The organism is Streptomyces sp. NPDC043878 (genome assembly GCF_056435735.1).
The window spans coordinates 262,164-276,530 of the sequence record NZ_JBWKDW010000009.1 but is presented as its reverse complement, the minus strand read 5'-3'; the positions used below and the strand labels follow the sequence as shown (position 1 = coordinate 276,530).

Genomic DNA, 14,367 nt, shown 5'->3' with positions numbered 1-14,367 from the left:
GGGGACCTCCGGTGCCGACACCTCCCGGGCCGCCCGCTCCAACGCGCTGGCGAGCAGGGCCAGATCGGTCGGTCCGTTGCCCAGCTCCCGGACGGGGCGGCGGGCCGCCCGTCTCCCCGAAGGGCGGGGCGCTGTCGGCGGGTTGCGATGCGCGGCGGTGGTCACAGCAGGGAGGGGACCTCCGGTGCCGACACCTCCCGGGCCGCCCGCTCCAACGCGCTGGCGAGCAGGGCCAGATCGGTCGGTCCGTTGCCCAGCTCCCGGACGGGCCGGCGGGCCGCCCGTCTCCCCGGAGGGCGGGGCGCTGTCGGCGGGTTGCGATGCGGCGGTGGTCACAGCAGGGAGGGGACCTCCGGTGCCGACACCTCCCGGGCCGCCCGCTCCAACGCGCTGGCGAGCAGGGCCAGATCGGTCGGTCCGTTGCCCAGCTCCCGGACGGGCCGACGGGCCGGCGGGTCGCCCATGTGCGCCCACTCCAGCGGGACGACCGTCGGCCGCAGCGTCGCCGTGCGGGGGATACGGCCGGTGACCCGGCCCCCCTGAAACACCGTCAGCCGCCCGTCGGACCAGGTCAGCCGGCCCCGCCCGGGCGCCGGCTCGTCCGGCCCCGCGGCCGGGGCGTCGAGGACCACCCGCAGGGTGGCGCGGCGCGCCGGCTCCGTCCCCGCCGTACGGCCGCCGGGGCCGGTGGCGGCCACCAGGTGCACCCCGAGCCGCTCGCCCTCGCGGGCCACGGCCTCCAGCGCGCGGATCACCGACCCGGCCGCGGGCCGCCCCGGCGAGCCGAGGGCGGGGGAGACCAGGGCGTCCAGGTCGTCCACGACGACGACGAGACGGGGCAGCGGCGGCGCGGTCTCCGCCTGCCGGCGGGCCGCCGCGGGCCGCAGCCGCAGCGTCGAGCTCGACGGGACGTCGAGATCCCCACCCTGGTCGCCGCCCGCGGACGCGGCGCGCGCCGCAGCCGAGCGCTGGGCGACCATACGGCCCGACAGCTCACGGCCGGTGTGCCACTCGGTGAAGTCGCTGCGGCCCAGCAGCTCGGCCCGCCGCTTCAGCTCGGCGCTCAGGGACTGAGCGAACTCCCGCATCCGGACCGGGTCGTTGGCGGTCAGGTGGGTGGTGACGTGCGGCACGTCCGTACAGACGCGCAGGCCCTCGCCGTGTCCGCCGCCCGCGCCCACACTGTCCCGGCCGTCCATCAGGACCACGCTCAGGCGGTCCGGGCGTTCGGCGGCGGCGAGGGAGGCGACGACGGCACGCAGCAGCTCCGTCCGCCCGCTGCCCGGCGGTCCCTCGACCAGCAGGTGCGGGCCCTCGGCCGCGAGGTCCGCGCAGACCGGGCCGCGCGGACCGGCGCCGAGCACGGCCCAGGCCCGCCCGCCCAGCGACTCCGCGTCGTCGGCGGCGTCCGCCCAACGCGCCATCAGGGACGCCGGGGTGGCCCGCGCCAGCCCCAACTCGTCGAGCAGCCGGGCCGCCTGGGGCAGCGGCGCGGACACCCGCGTGAGCCGCTCCCCGGCGGCGCTCTCCGTCCGCAGCGGCGCCAGCGCCCGCGCGAAGCGCTCCGCCCAGGCCGGTGAGACGGCGTCCACGGCGGCCACCGTGCCGTGCCCGACGGGGCCGGGTTCGGCGGTGCCCGGCCCGGCCCGCGCGACCCGCAGCAGCCGCAGCGCCGTCGCCACGTCGCCGCTGAGCAGCGCGACGGCACCGCACTCACGGAAGGTGGGCGAGGCCGCGCAGGCCGCCTCGTAGGTGTCCGTCACCGGCGAGGCCGGCGAGGCGGGCGCCGTCTCGGCGAGACACACCACGTGTATCCCGGCGCGCGGGCCCTCCAGGGCCAGCCGCGCCACCGCCTCGCGCACGGCGGCGCCCCCGGGATCGCCGTCCACGACGACCACGGTGTACGGCCCCGGGAACGACGCGCCGGTCCCGGCGGGTGTGTCCTCGTCCCGGGCCCAGGTGGGGCGGTGGCCCGAAGCGATGGAGTGGGCGCGCGGGGGGCCGGCCGGGGTCGGGTCGCCGGCCTCCGCCGCGCTCTCCCGGCCGCCGCCCGCCGCGGCGGGACGCGGCCCACCGCCGGTCTCCGTGAGGTGGTCCTCCAGTCGGCGCAGCAGTTCGTCGGTGCGGGCCGTGGCCTGCTCACGGTCGTAGGCGAGCAGGAGGCGGCAGTCCTGGCCGTGGCCCGGACGCACATGGGGGAGCCAGCCGAGCCACGCCCAGTCGGCGGTCCGCTCGGCCACGGGACGGGCACGGTCCGCGCTGATCAGGACGACTTCCAGGGCGTCGGGCGAGTGCAGCGCGGCCAGCTGGGCCACCACCGCGCGGGCCAGCCCGGTGAGCCGCGTCCGCGGCCCGGCCAGCCCCAGCGCCCCGGCTTCGCGCAGGTCGGCGGTCACCGGCACGACAGGCAGCAGTCCCGAGCCGTCGGGCGCGGCCCGGTCGGCGGTGCCGAGCCGCACGGTGAGCGCCTCGGGGTGTCCCGGCCCGCGCTCCCACAGGCGGGGCCCGGGGCCCAGCGCCGTCAGCAGCAGGGCCGCCGGGTCCGGCCAGGTCTCCGGCGCCTGCGGTGCCGGGTCCGGCGGTTCGACGGCGACCGGGGCGGGCTCCTCGTCGTAGGGCTGCGGCCGGGGCGGTTCCGGCTCTCCGCGCCCGCCGGTGAGCCGCCGTGCCCACGCGCCGAGCCCGCCACGCCTGCGCAGACCCTGGGGGACCTCGGTGCCGCGCAGCGGAGTGCCCTTGCGGCGGCCGTTCTCGGCGGCCTCCTGGTCACCGGTCTCGAACTCCCGGCTGCCGCGCTGTTCACCGCGCTCGCCGCCGTGTCCTCCGTCGCGCTCGCCAGCGGCTTCTCCGGTGAAGGCGTGCTCGTCGGCCGTGGCCTCCGTGGCGGGGCCGCCGCGCGGACGGGTGCCGGGGTGGCCCGGACGGGTGTGCCCGGTGGCGTCCCCGAGCGCGCCCGAGGCGCCGGCATGGGTGTCCCCGCCGGAGCTCTGGCGCGGAAGGACGGCGCGCCCGCCGTACGGCCGCTGCTCCCGGACGTCGTCGTGGGGCGGGCCGGCGCTCTCGACGCGCGGCGCGCCGCCCTGCTCCGGGACCCCGGGCGATTCGGCGCGGCCCGGTCCGCGGGCGCCCTGTTCCCCGTGGGGGGCGCCCCATCCGGCCGATCCGTACGTGTGCCGGGTCGGCCCGGCGGGGCCCGCGGTGCCGCCTCCGGCGCCGACGGTGTCCCGCGCGCGTGCCGCCGCTTCTCCGGTGTCGCCGGGGCTCCCCGCGTTCCCGGGGGCGCCCGGGTGGTCGCCGTCCGCCGTACCGCTCCCGGCGGGGACCCGCACCTGTCCCTCGCCGTCCGGGGTCGTGGGGATGCGCGCGCCCGGGCCTCCGGCGGGAGTCAGCCGCAGGGCCGATTCACCGATGCGCAGCAGCGCGCCCGGGGCGAACCGGACCGGGCGGGTGCCCACGCGGCTGCCGTCCAGGGTGGTGCCGTTGGTGGAGCCGAGGTCGGCGACCGAGACGTGGCCGTCGGCGGCGACGGTGACCGCGCAGTGCAGGCGGGAGACGTCCGGGTCGTCGAGCGGGACGTCGGCGTCGGCGGAACGGCCGAGGTGGATCTGACCGCCGTGCAGCAGGTGGACGCCGCCCGCGTCGGGGCCGGCGACCACGTGCAGCTGGGTGGGGGCGTCGTCGACCTCCGGGTGCGGCTCGGGTTCGGCCGGGGCGCCGAGGGACAGCAACGCGCCGTCGATCAGCGGGGGTTCACCGAGGGTGCAGCGGCCGCCGTCGAGGCGCTCCGCGCCCGCGTACAGCACGACCTGGCCGCCCGGCTCGCGGCCCCGCTCGGGCTGGGCGGCCCCCGGGTCGCCGGAGACCGCCGAGGCCAGCGCCGAGGCCACGGCTGCCAGGGCGGTGCCGGCGGGCGCCGTCACCAGCACGTCGCAGCTCGCGGCGCGGCCCCGCGCCGGTGAGAGCCCCTCCGCGCGCGAGGAACCGGGCGTGGGGGAGGTCGGGCCCTGCGGGTCTACGACGGTCAGCCGGATCTGCATCGCCGTCAGCGGTCCCTTCTGCGCGGGCGCTCGCGAGCGGGGACGAAGCGGCCCCGCGGTCCCCCACCGCGGACTTCCCCCACCGCCGCGCGAGCACGTCGGCCAGTACTGCAGGCATCCTCGCACCTGTCACTGACAGCACGCCCGCCGCCCAGCATCAAATGATCTTGATTGGTCGGCTCTGCCCGCAAAAGTGCCTGACCAGTGTCGTGCGAGTGATCGTTCGCCGGCGACTTGAGATCGGTCACGTCCGGCCTGCGGCAACCGGGGGACCAAGTCGAGCGTCTTTCCTTCGAACATGGCCGGGAGGCGGTACGTAAGACGCACAGAAAGACGACAGACGGTGCTCCGCACGGCGGCACTACAGTGGGTCGGAACACCTCGTGGTACAGCGGACCGGCAGGCCGGTCCGCGGCGGGGGCCAGGCAAGCAAGCAGCAGGGAGCGCATGACGTGCGGCCGGTAGGCAGCAAGTACCTGCTCGAGGAGCCGCTCGGACGCGGCGCCACGGGCACCGTCTGGCGAGCCCGCCAGCGGGAGACCGCGGGCGCGGAGGCGGCCGTCCCCGGCCAGCCCGGCGAGACCGTCGCGATCAAGGTCCTGAAGGAAGAGCTCGCGAGCGACGCCGACATCGTGATGCGGTTCCTCCGGGAGCGCTCCGTCCTGCTCCGCCTGACCCACCCGAACATCGTGCGGGTGCGTGACCTGGTGGTCGAGGGCGATCTGCTGGCCCTGGTCATGGACCTCGTCGAGGGCCCCGACCTGCACCGCTACCTGCGCGAGAACGGCCCCTTCTCGCCGGTCGCCGCCGCCCTGCTGACCGCGCAGATCGCCGACGCGCTCGCCGCGAGCCACGCCGACGGCGTCGTGCACCGCGACCTGAAGCCCGCGAACGTCCTGCTCCGGCAGGACGGGGGCCAGATGCACCCGATGCTGACCGACTTCGGCATCGCGCGCCTGGCCGACTCGCCGGGCCTCACCCGCACCCACGAGTTCGTGGGCACTCCCGCCTATGTGGCACCGGAGTCCGCCGAGGGCCGCCCGCAGACCTCCGCCGTCGACGTCTACGGCGCCGGCATCCTGCTGTACGAGCTGGTCACCGGCCGTCCCCCGTTCGGCGGCGGGTCGGCCCTCGAAGTGCTCCACCAGCACCTGAGCGCCGAGCCGCGCCGCCCCTCCACGGTCCCCGACCCGCTCTGGACGGTCATAGAGCGCTGCCTGAGCAAGAACCCCGACCACCGGCCCAGCGCCGAGAACCTCGCGCGCGGCCTGCGGGTCGTCGCCGAGGGCATCGGCGTTCACGCGAGCCCCGCGCAGATCGGCGCCGCGGACAACGTCGCCGTCCTGCTCGCGCCGGACCCGACGCCCGCCGCCGTGCCCGGCGCGGCCGGTTCCGCGGACCCCACGCAGGTGCTGCAGCACGGCGCGGGCGCCTACGACCCGAACGCCGCGACCAGCTACCTGCCGCACACCGGCGGCGCGGCGGGCGCCGCCGACCCCACCGCCGTACTGCCGAACACGGGGGCCGCCGACCCGACGGCCGTCCTGCCGCCGGTGCCCCCGGGGCAGCCCGGCCAGTCCGGTCGTCCCGGGCAGCCCGAGGAACCGCACCCCTGGCAGAACCAGCTGCGCGCCGCCCGCGACCGCAACGAGCAGACCCAGGTCCAGTACCTCGACCCGAACGAGGACCCGCTGCGCCGGCGCCCCCAGCGGCAGGTCTCCCGGCCGCAGCAGCAGCCGCGCCCCCAGCAGCAGCCGCAACGGAACCGGCAGCAGCATCCCCCGCAGGGCGGCGGGCCCGGGTACGGCTATCCGCAGCAGCAACAGCCGCAGCAGTACGCCCCCCAGCACCAGCAGCCCCGGCAGCGGTACGCGCCGCCCGCCCCGCAGCAGCCACAGCGGCCCCAGCAGCCGCAGCGGCCCGCGCGTGAGCCACGCGAACCGCGGCAGCGCAGCGCCAACCCGATGAAGATCCCGGGTCTCGGCTGTCTGAAGGGGTGCCTGTTCACGATCGTCATCCTGTTCGTGGCGGCCTGGCTCGTCTGGGATCTCAGCCCGCTGCAGGACTGGATCGGCACCGGCAAGGGCTTCTGGGACCAGCTAGGGGACCTGTCCCACAAGGTGAGCAAGTGGGTCGGGAAGCTGAACGCCGGCTGATCCGGCCGTAGGGGCCGCCTCGGGACCCCGACTCTGGTGATTTGTCGACACCCGGCGGGTGATTTCCGTCTCCGCGGTGAAGGTTGGCTCCTCGGACGCGTAGTTTTAGCGACAACACGCGTCCGTAGGAGCAGCCTTGGCACGGAAGATCGGCAGCCGGTACACCGCCCACCAGATCCTGGGACGGGGCAGCGCCGGCACGGTGTGGCTGGGTGAGGGGCCCGAGGGGCCCGTCGCCGTCAAGCTGCTGCGCGAGGACCTCGCGTCCGACCAGGAGCTCGTCGGACGCTTCGTCCAGGAGCGCACCGCCCTGCTCGGGCTGGAGCATCCGCACATCGTGTCCGTCCGCGACCTGGTCGTCGACGGCACCGATCTGGCCCTGGTCATGGACCTGGTCCGGGGCACCGACCTGCGCACCCGGCTCGACCGGGAGAAGCGGCTCGCGCCCGAGGCGGCGGTCGCGATCGTCGCGGACGTGGCCGACGGGCTGGCGGCGGCCCACGCGGCCGGCGTCGTGCACCGCGACGTGAAGCCCGAGAACATCCTGCTCGACATGCAGGGGCCGCTCGGCCCCGGCGGCGCGCACCCGGCACTGCTGACGGACTTCGGCGTCGCCAAGCTCATCGACTCGCCCCGCCGGACCCGCGCCACGAAGATCATCGGCACGCCGGACTACCTGGCCCCGGAGATCGTGGAGGGCCTGCCGCCGAGGGCCTCGGTCGACATCTACGCCCTCGCGACCGTGCTGTACGAGCTGCTGGCGGGCTTCACCCCGTTCGGCGGCGGCCACCCCGGGGCGGTGCTGCGCCGCCACGTCACCGAGACGGTGGTGCCGCTGCCCGGCATCCCGGACGAGCTGTGGCAGCTGATCGTGCAGTGCCTGGCCAAGGCGCCGGCCTCCCGGCTGCGCGCCTCGGAGCTGGGCGCCCGGCTGCGGGAGCTCCAGCCGCTGCTGGCCGGGATACCGCCGCTGGACGTGGACGAGCCGGACGCGGAGTCCGAGCAGGAGACGCCGGAGGAGGTGTCCGCCGGCTCGGCGGCGCCCACCGGGGAGCAGGTGCGGCGGCGCGGAGCGGTACCGCTGGTCCCGGGCGCCAAGCCGGCCGACTCCAACCGGGACACCCACACCTCGATGCGGGTGCCGGGGCCCGACGAACTGGCCGGCGGGGCCCTCGGCACCGCCCGCGTGCCACGGCCGGCGGGGGCACCCCGGCCCGGCTCGGCCCGGCACCGGGCCACGACCCGGCGCCGGCGCGTGGTGCTGGGAACGGCCGCGGTGGTGCTGGTGGCGGCCGTCGGGGTCGGCACCTGGGCGGCCACGTCCGGGGACGGCACCGGGGCGGACCCGCAGGACACGAAGAACTCGGCACCCGCTTCACCCTGAGCCCGCGCCGCTCCCTCAACCCGCTTCTTCCCGGCCCCCGGGCCCGGCGCCCCCGCAATCCGCCTCTCCCGGGGCCCCCGCGCTCCCTGGGCCCCCGGCCCGTTCGACCGCCTCTCCCTGGGCCGGGCCCCCTTTGCCCGCCTCTCTCTCCTCGGGCCCGCAGCCCTTCCGCCCGCCCTCTTGGTACCCGCGGCTCGTGGGGCGCACCCCCGTGCCCGCGGCCGGGCGGCTCGGGCCCCTCTTGCTCGCCTCCGGCCCGGACCGGAAGCGAGGCCCTTCCGTGCCCGCGGCTCGTGGGGCGTACCCCCGTGCCCGCGGCCGGGCGGCTCGGGCCCCTCTCCCTCGCCTCCGGCCCGGACCGGCCCTTCCGTACCCGCGGCTCGTGGGGCGTACCCCCGTGCCCGTGGCCGGGTGGCTCCGGGCTCCCTCACCTCGCCTGTCGCGCACCCGGCGCTGCCCGCTTGGCGGAGCCGTTAGGCTGGAGGCGTGGCAGTCGTCGATGTATCCGAAGAGCTCAAGTCCCTCTCCTCGACCATGGAGTCGATCGAGGCCGTTCTGGACCTCGACAAGCTGAGGGCAGACATCGCCGTGCTCGAGGAGCAGGCGGCCGCGCCGTCCCTGTGGGACAACCCGGACGAGGCGCAGAAGATCACCAGCAAGCTCTCCCACCTCCAGGCCGAGGTCAGGAAGGCGGATGTGCTGCGCGGGCGGATCGACGATCTCTCCGTGCTCTTCGACATGGCCGAGGAGGAGGACGACCCCGACGCCCGCGCGGAGGCGGAGACGGAGCTCACCTCGGTGAAGAAGGCGCTGGACGAGCTGGAGGTCCGCACCCTCCTGTCCGGCGAGTACGACTCCCGCGAGGCGCTGGTCAACATCCGCGCCGAGGCCGGTGGCGTCGACGCCGCCGACTTCGCGGAGAAGCTCCAGCGCATGTACCTGCGCTGGGCCGAGCAGCACGGCTACAAGACGGAGATCTACGAGACCTCGTACGCGGAGGAGGCGGGCATCAAGTCCACCACCTTCGCCGTCCAGATCCCGTACGCCTACGGCACGCTCTCCGTGGAACAGGGCACGCACCGGCTCGTGCGGATCTCGCCGTTCGACAACCAGGGGCGCCGGCAGACCTCCTTCGCGGGCGTCGAGATCCTCCCCGTGGTCGAGAAGACCGACCACATCGAGATCGACGAGTCCGAGCTGAGGGTCGACGTGTACCGCTCGTCCGGCCCCGGCGGCCAGGGCGTGAACACCACCGACTCCGCGGTGCGGCTCACCCACCTCCCCACCGGCATCGTCGTCTCCTGCCAGAACGAGCGGTCGCAGATCCAGAACAAGGCGTCCGCGATGAACGTCCTCCAGGCGAAGCTCCTCGACCGGCGCCGGCAGGAGGAACAGGCCAAGATGGACGCCCTCAAGGGCGACGGCGGCAACTCCTGGGGAAACCAGATGCGTTCGTACGTCCTGCATCCGTACCAGATGGTCAAGGACCTGCGCACGGAGTTCGAGGTCGGCAACCCCGAGGCCGTGTTCAACGGTGAGATCGACGGTTTCCTGGAGGCCGGAATTCGCTGGCGCAAGCAGCAGGAGAAGTAACTTTGTCGACTCGGCAACTGTCGCCCGCGGGGCGGCAGTTGCCTTTTCTGCGCCCGCCTCCAGGCCGGATGTCTGGGTTTTACATCACACTCACACACTCCAACCACCGGCAAAGAGCGCGTAGTCGGACATCGCGTACGCAACGGCCTTGACGATGCGTCGAAAACTCGCGAGGGTGAGGCTCGGCATGCGTATCTCTGGGGCGCATGTGAACCGGGGGACTCTCAACGCAGCCACCCCCGTCGATCACGGCCCCGGGCGCCGCCTCACTGACGAGCAGCTACTGGGGGTAGCAACCTTATGACCAAGAAGACGCGGATCCGTGTCGCGCGGATAGCCGCCGCCGCCGTGATCGCGGCCGGCGCCTCGCTGACCGTGGCAGGCGCAGCCTCCGCCCTGGAGATCGGCGTGACCGCGGACGACACCGGTGTCGCCGTGACGGTGGACGACACCGGGACGCCGACCCCGACCTCGACCGAACTCCCCACGGGAACTCCCACCACGACGACGCCCACCGTCGTCCCCACGGAGGACCCCACCGAGCCCACCGAGGAGCCGACCGAGCCCACCGAGGACCCGACGGACGACCCGACCACGGCGCCGACCCAGGACCCGACGGACGGCAGCACCAGCAACACCGGCGGCGGCGGCAACACCGGCGGCGGCAGCAACACGGGCGGCGGCAACAACGCCGACCCCGACGGCGGCACCTCCGCGCAGGAGGCGGGCACCTCGTCCCTCACCGACACCGGTTCGGAAACCTCCGCCCAGGGCAGCGGCAAGCAGCTGGCCGAGACCGGCGCCGGGCAGACCACCTTCCTGGTGATCGGCGCCGCCACGATGATCGCGGGCGGCTTCGGCTTCCGCATCCTGCCGCGCCTGGTCAGCGGCCGCGGTGGCGCCACCGCCTGACGGTGGCCGCGCCCGTGCACGGTGTGTACGGCCGTACGGCGAAGGGCCCGGAGCGTGCACCGCTCCGGGCCCTTCGTGTGTCCCGTACACGCGTCCCGTACGTGCGGGCTCGCACGTGCGTCTCGCCGACAGCCCCGCCCCGCCGCTCCGTGACCCCCGGGCGTGACCCCTGGTCGGGCGCGCTCGGAGGTGTCCTACGCGGTCTGGTGGGCCAGCAGGGCCACGGCCGCCACCAGCACCGCCAGCAGGGCGATCAGTGTCATCGGGTTCAGTCCCGCGAAGGGATTGTTCTCCTGCTGCAGCCGTGCGCGGTTCGCACGGCACACGGGGCACCGGCCTTCGCTCACGGGCGCCGCGCAGTTCGCGCACACCAGCCGGTCGTACGTCATGCGCTCGCCCTCCTTGCACCGGTTCCATGTACACAACGCCGTCGGGAACGCGAACGTTCCCCCTCCACTGTGCCAGGTTCCCCGCCGCGCCGCCCGGGCGCTCCGAAAAGGGTGACGGGCATCGCCCCGCGCCCGCCCGTCCCCCCGGCCCGGCGGGCGGTTCCGCGCGCCCTTTTTGGCCGTACCGCTCCCGGCGCAGCGACAACGCGCCACACAAAACGTCACAACCCCCACGCAACCCCGACCGCCGCCTGCGCTCGCGCACCCGGTTCGCGTATGGTCACGCTCATCTACCCCCGGCGACCCGTGGTGCATCCGTGATCCGATTCGACAACGTATCCAAGGTCTACCCCAAGCAGACCCGCCCCGCACTCAGGGATGTCTCCCTCGAAGTGGAGAAGGGCGAGTTCGTGTTCCTCGTGGGTTCCTCCGGCTCCGGCAAGTCCACCTTCCTGCGGCTGATCCTCCGCGAGGAGCGCTGCAGCCACGGTCAGGTGCACGTCCTGGGCAAGGACCTCGCGCGCCTGTCCAACTGGAAGGTGCCACAGATGCGCCGCCAGCTGGGAACCGTGTTCCAGGACTTCCGGCTGCTGCCGAACAAGACGGTCGCGGAGAACGTCGCCTTCGCGCAGGAGGTCATCGGCAAGTCGCGCGGCGAGATCCGCAAGTCCGTGCCGCAGGTGCTCGACCTCGTCGGTCTCGGCGGCAAGGAGGAGCGCAGGCCCGGCGAACTGTCCGGCGGTGAGCAGCAGCGCGTCGCCATCGCGCGGGCCTTCGTCAACCGCCCCAAGCTGCTCATCGCCGACGAACCCACCGGCAACCTGGACCCGCAGACCTCCGTCGGCATCATGAAGCTGCTCGACCGCATCAACCGGACGGGCACCACCGTGGTGATGGCGACGCACGACCAGAACATCGTGGACCAGATGCGCAAGCGGGTCATCGAGCTGGAGCAGGGCCGCCTCGTCCGCGACCAGGCGCGCGGCGTCTACGGCTACCAGCACTGACGCTCCACGGAAAGGCTTAACCAGACGCCATGCGCGCCCAGTTCGTACTGTCGGAGATCGGCGTCGGTCTCCGCCGCAACCTGACGATGACCTTCGCGGTCATCGTCTCCGTCGCCCTGTCCCTGGCCCTGTTCGGCGGGTCGCTGCTGATGAGCGACCAGGTCACCACCATGAAGGGCTACTGGTACGACAAGGTCAACGTCTCGGTGTTCCTCTGCAACAAGAGTGACGCCGAGTCCGACCCCAACTGTGCCAAGGGCGCGGTGACCGAGGACCAGAAGAAGGCGATCCGGGCCGACCTGGACAAGATGACGTCGGTCGTCCAGGAGGTGACCTACGAGTCGCAGGACCAGGCCTACAAGCACTACAAGGAGCAGTTCGGCGACTCGCCGCTGGCCAGCTCCCTGACGCCGGACCAGATGCAGGAGTCGTACCGCATCAAGCTGAAGGACCCGGAGAAGTACCAGGTCATCGCGACCGCCTTCGACGGGCGGGACGGCGTGCAGTCGGTGCAGGACCAGAAGGGCATCCTGGACAACCTCTTCGGGCTGCTCAACGGCATGAACTGGGCCGCCCGCGCGGTGATGGCGCTGATGCTGGTGGTCGCCCTGATGCTGATCGTCAACACCGTGCGCGTCTCCGCGTTCAGCCGACGGCGTGAGACCGGCATCATGCGCCTGGTGGGCGCCTCGGGCTTCTACATCCAGGCGCCGTTCATCGCGGAGGCCGCGGTCGCCGGTCTCATCGGCGGCACGGTCGCCTGCGGATTCCTGGTGATCGCCCGCTACTTCCTGATCGACCACGGGCTGGCCCTGTCCGAGAAGCTGAACCTGATCAACTTCATCGGCTGGGACGCCGTCCTGACGAAGCTGCCGCTCATCCTCGCGACGAGTCTGCTGATGCCCGCGCTTGCCGCGTTCTTCGCGTTGCGCAAGTACCTGAAGGTGTGACGCATGCCAAGAGGGCCGTACGGGCAACCGCCCGTGCGGCCCTCTGCCTTGTCCTAGACTCACCGGCATGTCAGGCCCCGACCTGTTCTCCCAGCCCCGCCGCATCGGCCGCGGGGCGGCCCTGACATTGGTCTTCGCGAGCGTGCTCGTGGCCGGTGCCGCCACCGGCTCGCTCCCCGACTCCGGCGGCAAACCCCCGTCCGGCGCCCCGCGTTCGGCCGCCCCCGCCGCCCGGCACGAGGACGTCACCGAGGCGGCCGCCGCGGCCGCGGCCGACGGCGCGTCCCCCATGGAGGCCGCGCAGCGCGCGGTCAGCCGCAGCGGGGACCGCTGGGCCGCCGTCTACTCCCCGGGCGACTACCAGGAGTTCGAGCAGGCCCTCGACGGCGAGTACACCGGCGTCGGCCTGTGGGCGCGACGACAGCGTGACGGCCGTATCGAGGTGACGAAGGTCGCCGCGGGCTCGCCCGCGGCGATCGCCGGTATCCACCGGGGCGACCGGCTGCGCAGCGTCGACGGGGAGCGGGTGGACGGGCATCCTGTCACCGAGGTCGTCTCCTTACTGCGCGGTGACACCACGGACGCCCCCGCCGGTACGCGCGTACGCCTCGGTCTGGAGCGCGGCACGCGCGCGTGGACCCTCACCGTCCGCCGGGCCCGGCTGTCCACCGACTCGGTCACCGTGCGCCGGCTCGCCGACGGCGTCACCGTCATCAGGATCGGCTCGTTCACCCGGGGCTCGGGCGACGTCGTCCGCACCGCCGTACGGCGGGCGCCGGCCTCCTCCGGGGTCATCCTCGACCTGCGCGGCAACTCCGGCGGCCTGGTCACCGAGGCCGTCACCGCCGCCTCCGCGTTCCTCGACGGCGGTCTCGTCGCCACCTACGACGTCGACGGCCGACAGCGCGCCCTGCACGCCGGGCCGGGCGGCGACACCAGCAGGCCCCTGGTGACGCTCGTCGACGGCGGCACGATGAGCGCGGCCGAGCTCCTCACCGGCGCCCTCCAGGACCGCGGCCGCGCCGTCGTGGTGGGCTCCAGGACCTTCGGCAAGGGCTCGGTGCAGATGCCGAGCCGGCTGCCCGGCGGCTCCGTCGCCGAGCTGACCGTCGGCCACTACCGCACCCCCCTGGGCCGCGGTGTCGACGGCACCGGGATCACGCCCGACCTCGACGCCGGCACCGGGGCGCTGCAACGCGCCGAGACCGTTCTGGGCGGGCTCGGGGACACGCCGTGACCGGCCGGACCGCCTCCTCGTAATCGGCTTTCCCTCCGACCCCCTCGAGGTGCGAAAATGGCCGCACTATGAGCAAGGGAATGTACGTACCGAAAGAGTCCCAGCCGAAGCAGGGGGCGGCGGCCACCGGCAAGGTCAAGGACGGCAAGCGCAAGATCGTCGCGCAGAACAAGAAGGCCCGCCACGACTACGCGATCATCGACACCTACGAGGCCGGGCTCGTGCTCACCGGCACCGAGGTCAAGTCGCTGCGCCAGGGACGCGCCTCGCTGACCGACGGCTTCGTGCAGATCGACCAGAACGAGGCGTGGCTGCACAACGCCCACATCCCCGAGTACAGCCAGGGCACGTGGACCAACCACACCGTGCGCCGCAAGCGCAAGCTGCTCCTGCACCGCGAGGAGATCGACAAGCTGGCGGCGAAGTCCGAGGAGACGGGTCACACGATCGTGCCCCTCGCCCTGTACTTCAAGGACGGCCGGGCGAAGGCCGAGATCGCGCTGGCGCGAGGCAAGAAGGAGTACGACAAGCGGCAGACCCTGCGGGAGAAGCAGGACCGGCGCGAGTCGGACCGCGCCATCGCCGCGGCCAAGCGCAAGCAGCGGGGCGAGTAGCGCCGCGGCGCCGTCGGGGCGGGCGCCGGGGCGCCGGGGCCGGCCGCGGGGGCGCGGCTGCCGGGAATACGGTGGCATGTGCGCGCGT

Annotated in this window: 10 protein-coding genes and 1 pseudogene; 8 read left to right on the top strand and 3 right to left on the bottom strand. The window is 74.1% G+C overall.

From position 1 onward, the window contains the following. Positions 1-161: 161 nt before the first annotated feature. Together AC07AZ_RS15620 and AC07AZ_RS15615 are read right to left on the bottom strand one after the other, a co-directional pair. Positions 162-290 (bottom strand): annotated as a pseudogene (locus AC07AZ_RS15620) (FtsK/SpoIIIE domain-containing protein); the annotation flags it as partial. A gap of 42 nt (positions 291-332) precedes the next feature. Further along, entirely contained in the window at positions 333-4,037 is a 3,705-nt protein-coding gene (locus tag AC07AZ_RS15615) for an FtsK/SpoIIIE domain-containing protein (protein WP_478847805.1), read from the bottom strand. Between the two features lie 452 nt (positions 4,038-4,489). On the opposite strand from AC07AZ_RS15615, the gene AC07AZ_RS15610 reads away from it, so the two are divergent. The 4 genes from AC07AZ_RS15610 (at position 4,490) to AC07AZ_RS15595 (ending at position 10,082) form a co-directional block, all read left to right on the top strand. Next, positions 4,490-6,193 (top strand): serine/threonine-protein kinase, encoded by a 1,704-nt coding sequence (locus AC07AZ_RS15610; protein WP_478847803.1) that lies wholly within the window; start codon positions 4,490-4,492, stop codon positions 6,191-6,193. Between the two features lie 136 nt (positions 6,194-6,329). Further along, on the top strand, positions 6,330-7,577 hold the full coding sequence (locus tag AC07AZ_RS15605; RefSeq protein WP_478847801.1) for a serine/threonine-protein kinase: 1,248 nt from the start codon (positions 6,330-6,332) through the stop codon (positions 7,575-7,577). A gap of 486 nt (positions 7,578-8,063) precedes the next feature. Continuing rightward, a complete protein-coding gene (gene prfB / locus AC07AZ_RS15600) occupies positions 8,064-9,170 on the top strand; it encodes a peptide chain release factor 2 (RefSeq protein WP_478847799.1) in 1,107 nt (368 codons plus the stop codon). Between the two features lie 300 nt (positions 9,171-9,470). Further along, the gene (locus tag AC07AZ_RS15595) at positions 9,471-10,082 is read left to right on the top strand and encodes a hypothetical protein (protein ID WP_478847797.1); all 612 of its coding nucleotides are present in this window, start codon (positions 9,471-9,473) and stop codon (positions 10,080-10,082) included. Positions 10,083-10,276: 194 nt separating this feature from the next. Here the strand turns inward: AC07AZ_RS15595 and AC07AZ_RS15590 are convergent, their stop codons facing one another. After that, a complete protein-coding gene (locus AC07AZ_RS15590) occupies positions 10,277-10,471 on the bottom strand; it encodes a hypothetical protein (protein WP_356042849.1) in 195 nt (64 codons plus the stop codon). A 317-nt stretch (positions 10,472-10,788) separates the two neighbouring features. Here AC07AZ_RS15590 and ftsE point away from each other — a divergent pair, with 317 nt between their 5' ends. The 4 genes from ftsE (at position 10,789) to smpB (ending at position 14,279) form a co-directional block, all read left to right on the top strand. Further along, positions 10,789-11,478: a cell division ATP-binding protein FtsE gene (gene ftsE, locus AC07AZ_RS15585; protein ID WP_356042850.1), complete on the top strand. Its 690-nt coding sequence runs from the start codon at positions 10,789-10,791 to the stop codon at positions 11,476-11,478. Between the two features lie 29 nt (positions 11,479-11,507). Beyond that, complete coding sequence (gene ftsX, locus AC07AZ_RS15580) at positions 11,508-12,428, top strand: permease-like cell division protein FtsX (protein WP_478847794.1); 921 nt, start codon at positions 11,508-11,510, stop codon at positions 12,426-12,428. A gap of 67 nt (positions 12,429-12,495) precedes the next feature. Further along, on the top strand, positions 12,496-13,665 hold the full coding sequence (locus AC07AZ_RS15575) for a S41 family peptidase (protein ID WP_478847792.1): 1,170 nt from the start codon (positions 12,496-12,498) through the stop codon (positions 13,663-13,665). Positions 13,666-13,745: 80 nt separating this feature from the next. Then, positions 13,746-14,279, top strand: a complete 534-nt coding sequence (gene smpB / locus AC07AZ_RS15570) for an SsrA-binding protein SmpB (protein ID WP_371671091.1) — start codon at positions 13,746-13,748, stop codon at positions 14,277-14,279. Positions 14,280-14,367 lie beyond the last annotated feature (88 nt).

Bases quoted from the DNA above. Each gene is read 5' to 3' on its own strand.
- ftsX (WP_478847794.1), top strand. From the start codon at position 11,508: ATGCGCGCCCAGTTCGTACTGTCGGAGATCGGCGTCGGTCTCCGCCGC.
- smpB (WP_371671091.1), top strand. From the start codon at position 13,746: ATGTACGTACCGAAAGAGTCCCAGCCGAAGCAGGGGGCGGCGGCCACC.
- AC07AZ_RS15595 (WP_478847797.1), top strand. From the start codon at position 9,471: ATGACCAAGAAGACGCGGATCCGTGTCGCGCGGATAGCCGCCGCCGCC.
- AC07AZ_RS15575 (WP_478847792.1), top strand. From the start codon at position 12,496: ATGTCAGGCCCCGACCTGTTCTCCCAGCCCCGCCGCATCGGCCGCGGG.
- AC07AZ_RS15590 (WP_356042849.1), bottom strand. From the start codon at position 10,471: ATGACGTACGACCGGCTGGTGTGCGCGAACTGCGCGGCGCCCGTGAGC.
- AC07AZ_RS15615 (WP_478847805.1), bottom strand. From the start codon at position 4,037: ATGCAGATCCGGCTGACCGTCGTAGACCCGCAGGGCCCGACCTCCCCC.